We start from the raw sequence: 11,964 nt of genomic DNA on the forward strand, positions 1-11,964 counted from the left end.
TATCTGCGAAACGTGTAGTATTAAAGTACGAGTAAAGTTATTGACCGGGTATGTCTGAATCTTCTTTCAGAACAGAGTGAAGATACTGTTCATTGCTTAAATAGTGTCAGAAAAGGTTTCTGTTCATATATTATTAAGATGAGTAAAAGATAAACAGAAAAGAATTCAGATATATGCAAGGCGAAAGGAGGACTATATGAGCGTTCAGTTGCTGGACAAAACAAGAAAAATCAACAAACTTCTGCATAACAGCAGTTCCAGTAAAGTCGTATTTAATGATATCTGTCAGGTTCTGATGGAAACCCTGAGTTCCAATATCCTGGTTCTCAGCAAAAAGGGAAAGGTTCTGGGCGTCAGTTTATGTCCGGGCGTAGAAGAGATTACCGAGCTGATTGAGGATAAAGTTGGCGGATATGTGGATTCATTATTGAACGAGCGATTTTTAGGTGTATTGTCAACAAAAGAGAATGTGAATCTTCAGACACTGGGCTTTGAGCATGTGTCAAGCAGCTATCAGGGAATCATCAATCCGATAGATATCGCAGGAGAAAGATTAGGTACAGTATTTATGTACCGCTATGACAGACCGTATGATATTGAAGACATTATTGTCAGTGAATATGGTACAACTGTAGTTGGTCTGGAGATGATGCGTGCAGTTCACGAAGAGAATGCAGAAGAAGACAGAAAACAGCAGGTTGTGAAATCAGCATTTAATACATTATCCTTCTCAGAGTTGGAAGCAATTATTCATATCTTCGATGAACTTGACGGAGATGAAGGAATCCTGGTTGCAAGTAAGATTGCTGACCGCGTGGGAATCACCAGATCTGTAATTGTAAATGCATTAAGAAAATTTGAAAGTGCCGGTGTGATTGAATCCAGGTCTTCCGGTATGAAGGGAACTTATATCAAGGTTCTCAACGAAGTAATCTTTGATGAACTGGAAGAGATCAAGGCACAGAGAAATAAGAAAGCCTGACTTGCTTTAAATAAATCATAAACCTAAATAATGAAGAACATAAGAAGACTGTCTGCTAATTAGCAGGCAGTTTTTTTGACATTGTAGAATTTTCTAAGGACTTATATCTGATTTTTCATAGGACAGTGTTTCTTTCAATCGATAATGATGCCGCACCGCTTCGTTCTGGTACTTTGTCGATCAAAATTATTCTATGTTTTTTTGGTTTGGCATCAAATCGGTACACGATGAATTTATGCATTAAGATTAAAATTATTTGTAAATTAAGAAAACATGAGAAAAAATTAGAAAAAATAAGTAAATAAGAGAATACATCATATTTTATAATGCTAAAAGCGCTTGCGAAATCAAGCCATTTTAAATAATATAAGGACAGTGATTAGCACTCAAGACAAATGAGTGCTAGCAAAAAGCGGCAGGATTTGACAAAGGCCGAAGCAGTTACTGAAATCTGTATCTCCAATTAATAAGAAAGGGCATTGCAGAGCAGCAGTAACAGGACAAATCTCAATTTGGAGAATAAAGGAGGATCATAGATCATGACATTAGTACCTTTAGGTGACAGAGTTGTATTAAAACAGGTTGAAGCAGAAGAAACAACAAAATCCGGAATCGTTCTTCCGGGACAGGCACAGGAAAAACCACAGCAGGCAGAAGTGGTAGCTGTAGGACCTGGCGGAGTTGTAGAAGGTAAAGAAGTAAAAATGGAAGTAGCTGTAGGTGATAAAGTTATCTACTCCAAATATTCAGGAACAGAAGTAAAAATGGACGGTACAGAATACATCATCGTAAGACAGAACGATATTCTTGCTATCGTTAAATAATTATAGAAGACAGAATTTAAACAGGAGGTCATATTATCATGGCAAAAGAAATTAAATTCGGCGCAGAAGCCAGAGCAGCTCTTGAAGCTGGTGTAAATAAATTAGCTGATACAGTAAGAGTAACATTAGGACCGAAAGGAAGAAACGTAGTTCTTGACAAACCATACGGTGCTCCGCTTATCACAAACGACGGTGTTACAATCGCAAAAGAAATCGAACTGGAAGATGGATTTGAAAACATGGGAGCCCAGCTGATCAAAGAAGTTGCTTCCAAGACAAACGATGTAGCAGGAGATGGTACAACAACAGCTACAGTTCTTGCACAGGCTATGGTTCATGAAGGAATGAGAAACCTGGCAGCAGGCGCTAACCCGATTATCCTGAGAAAAGGTATGAAGAAAGCTACTGATACAGCAGTAGAAGCAATCAAAAATATGAGCCAGACAATCAGCGGCAAGAAACAGATCGCAAACGTTGCATCTATTTCTGCAAGCGATGAGACAGTTGGACAGTTAGTAGCAGACGCTATGGAAAAAGTTTCCAAAGATGGCGTTATTACAGTTGAAGAATCCAAGACAATGCACACAGAACTTGACCTTGTAGAAGGTATGCAGTTCGATCGTGGATATGTTTCCGCATATATGTCAACAGATATGGAAAAAATGGAAGCAAATCTGGACGATCCATACATCTTGATCACAGACAAGAAGATTAGCAATATTCAGGAAATCCTTCCATTACTGGAACAGATCGTAAAAGTTGGTGCTAAACTTCTCATCATTGCTGAAGATGTAGAGGGTGAAGCACTTACAACTCTTATCGTAAACAAATTAAGAGGAACATTCCAGGTAGTAGCTGTCAAAGCTCCTGGATATGGCGACAGAAGAAAAGAAATGCTTCAGGATATCGCAATCCTTACAGGTGGTCAGGTAATCTCCGAAGAACTCGGTCTTGAACTGAAAGATGCAACTATGGAACAGTTAGGACGTGCAAAATCTGTTAAAGTTGCAAAAGAGAACACAGTTATCGTTGATGGTATGGGCGACAAAGATGCAATTGCAAACCGTGTTGCACAGATCCGTGGACAGATCGAAGAAACAAAATCTGAATTTGATAAAGAAAAATTACAGGAAAGACTTGCAAAACTGGCTGGCGGCGTAGCTGTTATCCGTGTTGGTGCTTCCACTGAAACAGAAATGAAAGAAGCTAAACTTCGTCTGGAAGATGCTCTTGCAGCTACAAGAGCAGCAGTTGAAGAAGGTATCATCGCAGGTGGCGGATCTGCTTACATCCACGCATCCAAAGAAGTTGCAAAACTTGCAGCTACTCTGGAAGGTGACGAGAAGACAGGTGCAAACATCATCCTGAAAGCTCTGGAAGCTCCTCTGTTCCGCATTTCTGCAAACGCAGGACTGGAAGGTTCCGTAATCATTAACAAAGTAAGAGAATCCGAACCAGGAATCGGTTTCGATGCTCTGAACGAAAGATACGTAGATATGGTAAGCGAAGGTATCCTTGACCCTGCAAAGGTTACAAGAAGTGCCCTTCAGAACGCTACAAGCGTTGCTTCTACATTACTTACAACAGAATCTGCTGTTGCAATCATCAAAGAAGACAATCCGGCACCGGCTGCTAACCCGGGAATGGGCATGATGTAATCAATAGACAAAAATTGATTATTTAACCGAATCAAGTAAGTACCCTGCTTCAATTGCGTAGAGCAATAAGCAGTGGGCGGGGACTTGCTTGTATCAGGAGGGGTACAAGCCCCTCCTGATAAACTGCGAAGCAGTTATTCGGTTATGAGCAAGTAGCGGAAGCGGATTGCGAATATCCAATTGACTAAAAAGGCGTTTCGTGAATTGAAAGATTCATGAAACGCCTTTTTGTGTGAGTGGTAACAAAGAGAAGATAGTTTTTGACAAATAGTAGTCGTACTTTATTGATTTGCACTATTTTATTGTGATAAAATTACATCATATAATATAACTGAAAAAGGGAGGAGGTAAAGTTGAAAAAAAGAGCAGGAAAAATCTAGCGGAACTTATTGCAGCAACCGACAGCAAGGAAGAAAGGATGTGTGAAAGAATGAAGAAGGATTGCATAAAAAAATCCCATGTAACTGTTTTTATAACAGTGTTAATGTTGCTCACATTTTGTTTTTTATTTGCAAAACCAGCCAGTATATTTGCGGCTACAGATGTTCCTGGCAGGACCACAATGCAGGGTATTTCAACCACGGCCTTTGGACAGGTAAAGCTTACCTGGAAAAAGGCAGATAATGCGACGGATTATCATATCTATTACAAAGAGAAAAAGACCGGAAAGTGGACGAAACTGGCATCTGTGAAAGCTGGAACTACCAGCTATACGCACAAGGCTTCTGCCAAATATCCGCTTACGACAGGCAGATCATATGCTTATACAGTAAAAGCCTATAATTCTGCCTCCAAAAAGTACGGCGCGTATAATAAAAGAGGAATTATGATACAGATTTTACCGGAAATGGTGAAGCTTAATAAAGCAGAGGTTAATTCTGATAAGATTTCCGTAAATCTGTCATGGAGTAAAGCTGGAGGCTGCGATGCTTATGAGATTTATCGCAGAACCTACAGAAGTTCATGGAAAAGGATCGCCAGGGTAAAATCAAATACACTGAAATATAAAGATACGACACCAGTTCGTGGATGGGCCAATTATTATGCTGTATGTGGATATGACAGCAAGACCAAAACAACGGGAAATCGTTCAAATATCCTGCTTGCAGTTCTTGATTCTCCCCAATTTACTTTTCCGACGGTCAGAGATGCATATGTCGATGTTCTGCGTGCAGTTAAAGCAGGGGATAAGACAGGTATGATCGAGCCAATGCCGTACGGCACAGTGAATCTTGAGTATTTTGTTTTTGACATGAACAATGACTCAATTCCGGAACTGATCGTGGGTTCTGACTGCCCCTGGGAGGAAGGAGATAAGACCTATACCCGGAAAATCTGTCAGCTTTATACTTGTGAGAAGACCGGTTCAGGTTATAAATCAAAGCGAATGAGCGGTTATTTCTGGGACCCGCAGATGTCGGAAAAACATGATTATTTATATGAGAATTATTACTGGTATGCTAAATCTGTGAATTTTAAATATCGATGGTTTATAGATAAAGAGGATAACATACTTAAGCATTACAGTGAACCTCTGAACTATAAAGTGGGAAGTAAAGAATTGATTGATTTTGATTCCAGAAATAAGAAACCTTCATGGACAAAGATTACAGATACCAGTGCACTTTCAGGACTGTAAACAGCGAAAGGAGGCAGTCATAATGAGAAAAAAGAATAGAAACCTGTTTTTGTTAGTAATGGTGATGGCAGTTATCTGGCTTGGCGCAGTGAATATATCCGCTTCTACGACGATACCGACAGATGTTGAAACCGCTTCTTCGAATTGTACGCTTCTTGGAGTAAAAGGTGAATATATCACGAAGATTCCACAGGCGTTAAAAAGAATTAATGAGATTCGTAAAGAAGCCTGCCAGGAGGGTGTACCTGATCCTCGGACCGGCAGTCCACTAAAACCATCGGATTATGTGCCAATCAAATGGTCTTCTGATCTTGAATATATTGCAAGAATACGTGCTGCAGAATCAGGAATTACAATGGCACACAAAAGAACAAATGGTAAAAACTGCTTTCAGATCAAGAGCCCTAATTACGTAAGAAGCTATGGCGAAGTTCTTGCCTGGAACTGGGGAAAAACCATGACGGACGGAATTGAACAGTGGTATGAGGAAAAAGCAGACTGGGTAAATCAGGTTCCTGGTGCTGTTACAGGTCATTATACACAGATGATCGATCCGTCCAATACATACATAGGCCTTGGGACATTTTATTCAGAACATACACAATTTCCAAATACAACGGCAGGAGAGTTTTCTTCCGAGACAGGATTGGATGAAACTCAGGGAACAGCGGTAAAGGACTGCGTGCAGATTCTTGAATTCGCAGATTCTTATTGCAGTAATGAGTACAGAATCTCCGGTAATCTTTCTGCGCAGGCAGATAAAACTTCACAGCTGAGAATGACAACGGATATTTCATTCAACGGTACAACTATCAAAAATCTGCAGGTGATGGATCAGATTACATGGAGCTCTTCTGATGATAGTATCGCATCGGTAGACAGTAACGGTGCAGTGACAGTTCACACCTGTGGAAAAGTAACGATTACCGCAAGCGACAGTGCAGGACATAAAGTAGAGACTACACTGGAAGGAAAACATAATTGGGATAATGGAAAAGTTACAAAAAAGGCAACTGCATCTACCAAAGGAGAGAAGGTATATACTTGCCAGAATTGTCATTTAACCAGAACGGAAGAAATTCCTCCACTTACAACAGATACGCCTGGCAAACCGGCATTGGACAAGATTTCTGCCCTTTCCTATAATAAGATCCAGATCAGCTGGAAAAAATCCCTGAATGTATCCAGGTATGTCATTTATTATAGAAAGACAGGAACTGCCAAATGGACACAGCTTGCTACAGTGAAATCTGGTGTAACGAAATATGTCCATACATCCTCTAAGAAATATCCAATCATAGTAGGACAGAAATATGATTATACAGTGAAAGCGTATAATCAGGTTTCAGGAAAATACAGTACCTATGACACAAAAGGTTTAACTGTAAAAACAGTTCCTGAAACTCCACAGCTGGTAAAAGCTGTAGTTAATTCTGATAATACAGTCACTGTCAGCTGGAAAAAAGCAGGCGGCTGTAATGCCTATAGAATTTTCCGCAAAACGACTCTGAGCAATTGGACACAGATCGGATCTGTAAAAGCATCTGCGTTAAGTTTTACAGATAAGAATCCGGTTGCTGACATGAAAAATACTTATACAGTAAAAGCTTATTACAGCAAAACCAAAACTGCCGGAAAATATGATGAACAGGGAGTAAGTGCAAATCTGAGTAAAACAGAAAGACCGGTCACACCGACACCTGCACAGCCGGCAGTCCCGACACCGATTCCGATTCCGCCGGGAGTACATCCGACACTGATGACAGATATAACCTTAAGTCGACGTTCTATCACTATGACATCTAAAGGAGATAGAGTATTTCTTGATTCTATGGTTCTGCCGTTCAGAGCTTATTATAAAATGCTTGGATGGGTAAGTAGCGATCCGTCTGTAGTATCGGTAGGTGGGTATGATTATCTGGCTTCTTCCAGTACAATGCTTACGGCTGTGGGAAATGGAACAGCAGTAGTTACAGCTTATGCATTGGATGGTTCCGGACTGACTGCTCAGTGTAAAGTAACCGTAGATTATAAAGATGACAATGGAACTTCGGAACTGCCTTCTATTCCGGATGATCAGAATACTCAGGTAATCAAAGTGAAATCGATCAAATTAAGCCAGACATCCGTAACAATCACAGACAAGAAGAAGCATTATGTTATAGAAGCAACCTACAGTCCATCCAATGCCACAGTAAAGGGATGCAGATGGACCACGAGTGATAAGTCTGTTGTACTGGTAAACAGTGGATGGGCGACGGAATTCAGTAAACATTACCTCACACCTGTGGGAAATGGAACTGCGGTAATTACAGCTCATGCACTGGATGGCTCGGGTGTGGTTGCAAAATGTGTGGTAACAGTAAATATGAAATAAGTGTACCTGCTCAATGCTTCACAGCTACGGGTCAAAATCCATGGAATATCATCTTTTGTGATGAGATTTTCTAAACTGACAAAATCTGGGGGACTGCCGCATAGACGGCAGTCCCTTTTTGTGCTATAATACCTGTTGAAATATCCGGGCTGCTGAAAAATTGATTCAGGCTGCCGGAAAAAACAGAAGAAAAGGAGCAATGAAGATGAGTGACCTGTATTCAGAATTATTGGTAAAACGGGAGCACACAATCAAAGACAGTCTTGTAAAGTATGGCCTGATTGTGTTGACAGCAATCGCAGTAATTGCCGGACTGATTATCACCCCATTAATATGGATCGTAGCTGTAGCATTTGGAATTGCATGTTATTTCGTAATTCCTAAAACAGACGTAGAATACGAATATCTGTTTATCAACGGCGATTTCGACATCGATATGGTAATGGCGAAAACAAAAAGAAAGAGAGTAAAGAGTTTCAAATTATCAGAGGCAGATCTGGCAGCACCGTTAAATTCCCACAGAATGGACTATTATAACGGAAACCAGAAGATGAAAGTACTGGATTTTTCATCAGGAAATTCAGAGCATAAACGCTTCGGAATCATCACAAGACTGGACGGAGAATTATGCAAGATCATCCTTGAGCCAGACGAGAAACTTGCACAGGCTATGAAAAATTCAGCACCGAGCAAAGTTTTTTTGGATTGACATAGAAACTGATTTTTGTTACACTTGTTGAAAATAAAAGGGCCAGTTAATGGTTCCTTTTTATATTACAATAGTAATTCAATTTCATATACGCAAGGGAGGAAATGCAATGGGTACTATCATTGGTGAAGGCATTACTTTTGATGACGTTCTGTTAGTTCCGGCATATTCAAAGGTAATTCCGAATCAGGTAGACGTTACAACGTACTTAACAAAGAAGGTTAAACTGAACATTCCTATGATGAGTGCAGGAATGGATACAGTAACCGAGCATCGTATGGCAATCGCCATGGCGAGACAGGGTGGTATTGGTATTATCCACAAGAATATGTCTATTGAAGCTCAGGCTGAAGAGGTAGATAAGGTAAAACGTTCCGAGAACGGTGTTATCACAGATCCTTTCTATTTATCTCCTGAACATACACTTAAGGACGCAGATGAGTTAATGGCGAAGTTCCGTATCTCCGGTGTGCCAATCACAGAAGGCAGAAAACTGGTAGGAATCATTACCAACCGTGATCTGAAATTTGAAACAGATTTCGATAAGAAGATCAAAGAGTGCATGACTTCAGAGGGACTGATCACAGCCAAAGAAGGAATCACACTGGAAGAAGCCAAGAAGATTCTGGCGAAATCCCGTAAAGAGAAATTACCCATTGTAGATGATGACTTTAATTTAAAAGGTTTAATTACTATTAAAGATATTGAGAAACAGATTAAATATCCTTTGGCAGCAAAAGATGATCAGGGACGTCTTCTCTGCGGTGCGGCAGTAGGAATTACAGCTAATGTACTTGCACGTGTAGATGCACTTGTAAAAGCATCTGTAGACGTGATCGTAATCGACTCCGCTCATGGACATTCAGAGAACATCCTTAAGGCTGTCCGTGAGATCAAGGCGGCATATCCGGAGCTGCAGGTAATCGCAGGTAACGTAGCAACAGGTGCTGCAACAAAGGCTCTGATTGAAGCCGGTGCAGATGCTGTTAAGGTTGGTATCGGACCTGGATCTATCTGTACCACACGAGTTGTTGCAGGTATCGGTGTTCCGCAGATTACTGCTGTTATGGACTGCTACGAAGCTGCAAAAGAATACGGAATCCCGATCATTGCAGACGGTGGTATCAAGTATTCCGGAGATGTTACAAAGGCAATCGCAGCAGGTGCAAATGTCTGCATGATGGGAAGTATGTTCGCAGGATGTGATGAAAGCCCGGGAACATTTGAACTGTATCAGGGAAGAAAATATAAAGTATACCGTGGAATGGGATCTATCGCAGCTATGGAGAACGGAAGTAAAGACCGCTATTTCCAGGAGAATGCGAAGAAACTTGTTCCTGAAGGAGTAGAAGGACGTGTTGCCTATAAGGGACATGTTGAGGATACTGTATTCCAGCTCATGGGCGGTCTTCGTTCCGGTATGGGATACTGTGGTGCTGAGAATATCGAAAAACTTAAGACAACAGGCAGATTTATCAAGATTTCTGCGGCATCTCTTAAGGAATCTCATCCACATGATATTCATATCACAAAAGAGGCTCCAAACTACAGCGTAGATGATAAATAATAAAGATTTACAATAATAAATGCCCCGGTTGGCTGCTGGCGGAAGGAAAGCAAATACCTTCCGGCATATGCTGACAGGGGTGTTTTTTGTATCAAGAAATCAACTTGTCGGCACACTAGAAGATACAAAAAAGTCTCCATATATGACGGAGAGAAATTATATCGCTGAGGCGATTATTGCAGGTATAGAATCCTGTAAGAGAAGGTAAAAATGCAAAAACAGATAAACAAAACTAAGAAATCAAGTAAAAAAGGCACGAAAACTGCGGCGAAGTCAGGGAGCGCAAAGAAGACGGGGAGAAAAGCAGGAACTTCAAAAAATGCAAAATCAGCCATACCCTATGAGGCGAAAAAAATGACTGTCAGAAAGAAAAGGAGAAAGAGCAGCAGAATAAAACAGAGAAATCAGCGAGTGTTTATAGCTGTCCTGCTAATTATTATCGTGCTTTTAGCTGGATGGATCGTGCTGAATCGTGCCGGAGAAAATGGATGGAGTATTGGGGATTTTTTACATAATTCGGATGACATGGTTTCTGATACAGAGCAATCAGAAATATCCTCAGGAGACGATTCATCCGGTGGACCAGAGCAGTGGCAGAAAGAGGGAGCACCTTATATTGATGTGGAACTGCTCACACCAAATGAGTATTCCAGACCACAGATTCCTATCGAAAGTGTAAACTATATTGCAATTCATTACACTGCAAATCCAGGAGCAACAGCCATTGCAAACAGGAACTATTTTGAGAATCTGGCAAATACCCATGATACGAAGGTAAGCAGCCATTTTGTGGTGGGACTGGACGGAGAGGTGGTGCAGTGTATCCCTACTTCTGAAATGTCTTATGCGACGAATTCGCGCAATGTAGATACAATCTCAATCGAATGCTGCCACCCGGATGAAACGGGGAAATTCAATGATTCAACATATGATTCTGTAGTGAAACTGACAGCATGGTTATGCGTGCGGTTTGGGCTCACATCCGAAAATGTGATCCGCCACTATGATGTTACTGGAAAGGACTGCCCGAAATATTATGTGGAAAATCCGGATGCATGGCTTCAGATGAAAGCGGATATTGCAGCGCAGATCAATGTAGATTATGGATTGCAAGGATAATGACAGTAACGTAGCAAAAATTTATTCCAAATTGACTATATCAATAGAAACTTGGCTTGTATGTTTTGAAATTTTTTATATATGTCAGAGCATCAAGTGATCAATACACTTAAGGGATAGTAATGAGTGAACAATAATAATCACACAGAAAATAAGTACCGCACAAAAAAATTTGCCTTGAAATCCGCAAAAAAGTATTGTACTATAATAGCAACGTGTGAATTTTCACAACAGTACCTGCATGACTGGCGGAAGTAGGATTACCTACAGGGAGTGCAGTGTGTATATGAGCCGACCGCCTGGGCAGCCTGGAGAGAAAGGGTTTCCCAGGCTTTTTTGACCTTATTTTTAATGAAAAGGAGAAAAAATTATGGAAATGTTATCACTGGAAAAAGAACTGAAAGAGAATTCCTATCCGGGAAGAGGAATTGTAATCGGACGTTCCGCAGACGGTAAGAAAGCAGTGACAGCTTATTTCATCATGGGCAGAAGCGAGAACAGCAGAAACAGAGTATTTGTAGAGGATGGAGAGGGAATCCGTACCCAGGCATTTGATCCGTCCAAGCTTACAGATCCGAGTCTGATCATCTATGCACCTGTACGTGTACTGGGAAACAAAACAATCGTAACTAACGGAGACCAGACAGATACCATTTATGAGGGAATGGATCATCAGCTTACTTTTGAGCAGTCCTTAAGAAGCAGAGAATTCGAGCCGGATGGTCCGAACTATACACCTCGTATTTCCGGTGTTATGCACATAGAGAACGGAAAATTCAACTATGCAATGTCAATTCTCAAGAGCAACAACGGAAATCCGGATGCATGTAACAGATACACATTTGCATACGAGAATGCCATTGCAGGAGAGGGACATTTTATTCATACTTATAAATGTGATGGAAATCCACTTCCAAGCTTTGAGGGTGAGCCGAAACTGGTAGCAATTCCGGACAATATGGATGAGTTTGCAGAACTTCTCTGGAATAGCCTGAATGAAGATAACAAAGTATCTCTGTTTGTAAGATATATTGATATCGAGACAGGTAAGTACGAAAGCAAGATCATAAATAAGAATAAATAAAACAG

The 11,964-nt window shown here is 40.7% G+C and carries 9 protein-coding genes and 1 riboswitch; all 9 genes read left to right on the forward strand.

Annotation, left to right across the window (positions count from 1 at the left end):
• Window positions 1-196: 196 nt before the first annotated feature.
• The 9 genes from codY to ACTNC0_RS10855 all read left to right on the forward strand — a co-directional run bounded on the left by codY (window position 197) and on the right by ACTNC0_RS10855 (window position 11,959).
• On the forward strand, window positions 197-982 hold the full coding sequence (gene codY / locus ACTNC0_RS10815; RefSeq protein WP_117675813.1) for a GTP-sensing pleiotropic transcriptional regulator CodY: 786 nt from the start codon (window positions 197-199) through the stop codon (window positions 980-982).
• Between the two features lie 539 nt (window positions 983-1,521).
• Window positions 1,522-1,806: a co-chaperone GroES gene (gene groES, locus ACTNC0_RS10820; protein WP_117844495.1), complete on the forward strand. Its 285-nt coding sequence runs from the start codon at window positions 1,522-1,524 to the stop codon at window positions 1,804-1,806.
• A 38-nt stretch (window positions 1,807-1,844) separates the two neighbouring features.
• Complete coding sequence (groL, locus tag ACTNC0_RS10825; RefSeq protein WP_441040097.1) at window positions 1,845-3,464, forward strand: chaperonin GroEL; 1,620 nt, start codon at window positions 1,845-1,847, stop codon at window positions 3,462-3,464.
• A gap of 562 nt (window positions 3,465-4,026) precedes the next feature.
• Window positions 4,027-5,103, forward strand: coding sequence for a hypothetical protein (locus ACTNC0_RS10830; RefSeq protein WP_441087367.1), 1,077 nt, complete (start codon window positions 4,027-4,029; stop codon window positions 5,101-5,103).
• A 22-nt stretch (window positions 5,104-5,125) separates the two neighbouring features.
• The gene (locus tag ACTNC0_RS10835; protein ID WP_441087368.1) at window positions 5,126-7,480 is read left to right on the forward strand and encodes a CAP domain-containing protein; all 2,355 of its coding nucleotides are present in this window, start codon (window positions 5,126-5,128) and stop codon (window positions 7,478-7,480) included.
• Window positions 7,481-7,685: 205 nt separating this feature from the next.
• Window positions 7,686-8,189: a DUF6106 family protein gene (locus tag ACTNC0_RS10840; protein ID WP_441087369.1), complete on the forward strand. Its 504-nt coding sequence runs from the start codon at window positions 7,686-7,688 to the stop codon at window positions 8,187-8,189.
• Between the two features lie 109 nt (window positions 8,190-8,298).
• The gene (gene guaB / locus ACTNC0_RS10845; RefSeq protein WP_441087370.1) at window positions 8,299-9,756 is read left to right on the forward strand and encodes an IMP dehydrogenase; all 1,458 of its coding nucleotides are present in this window, start codon (window positions 8,299-8,301) and stop codon (window positions 9,754-9,756) included.
• A 354-nt stretch (window positions 9,757-10,110) separates the two neighbouring features.
• On the forward strand, window positions 10,111-10,875 hold the full coding sequence (locus ACTNC0_RS10850) for a peptidoglycan recognition protein family protein (protein ID WP_441087455.1): 765 nt from the start codon (window positions 10,111-10,113) through the stop codon (window positions 10,873-10,875).
• 231 nt (window positions 10,876-11,106) lie between these two features.
• Window positions 11,107-11,187: riboswitch (ZMP/ZTP riboswitch) on the forward strand.
• A gap of 58 nt (window positions 11,188-11,245) precedes the next feature.
• Window positions 11,246-11,959, forward strand: coding sequence for an IMP cyclohydrolase (locus ACTNC0_RS10855; protein WP_441087371.1), 714 nt, complete (start codon window positions 11,246-11,248; stop codon window positions 11,957-11,959).
• Window positions 11,960-11,964: the final 5 nt, after the last annotated feature.

The organism is Blautia sp. HCP3S3_B11 (assembly GCF_052064435.1).
Lineage (GTDB): Bacteria > Bacillota > Clostridia > Lachnospirales > Lachnospiraceae > Blautia_A.

What these genes read in the sequence shown, in the direction of transcription:
- ACTNC0_RS10840 (WP_441087369.1), top strand. Translation starts at nt 7,686, where the DNA reads ATGAGTGACCTGTATTCAGAATTATTGGTAAAACGGGAGCACACAATC.
- ACTNC0_RS10830 (WP_441087367.1), top strand. Translation starts at nt 4,027, where the DNA reads ATGCAGGGTATTTCAACCACGGCCTTTGGACAGGTAAAGCTTACCTGG.
- groES (WP_117844495.1), top strand. Translation starts at nt 1,522, where the DNA reads ATGACATTAGTACCTTTAGGTGACAGAGTTGTATTAAAACAGGTTGAA.
- ACTNC0_RS10835 (WP_441087368.1), top strand. Translation starts at nt 5,126, where the DNA reads ATGAGAAAAAAGAATAGAAACCTGTTTTTGTTAGTAATGGTGATGGCA.
- ACTNC0_RS10855 (WP_441087371.1), top strand. Translation starts at nt 11,246, where the DNA reads ATGGAAATGTTATCACTGGAAAAAGAACTGAAAGAGAATTCCTATCCG.
- guaB (WP_441087370.1), top strand. Translation starts at nt 8,299, where the DNA reads ATGGGTACTATCATTGGTGAAGGCATTACTTTTGATGACGTTCTGTTA.
- codY (WP_117675813.1), top strand. Translation starts at nt 197, where the DNA reads ATGAGCGTTCAGTTGCTGGACAAAACAAGAAAAATCAACAAACTTCTG.
- ACTNC0_RS10850 (WP_441087455.1), top strand. Translation starts at nt 10,111, where the DNA reads ATGACTGTCAGAAAGAAAAGGAGAAAGAGCAGCAGAATAAAACAGAGA.
- groL (WP_441040097.1), top strand. Translation starts at nt 1,845, where the DNA reads ATGGCAAAAGAAATTAAATTCGGCGCAGAAGCCAGAGCAGCTCTTGAA.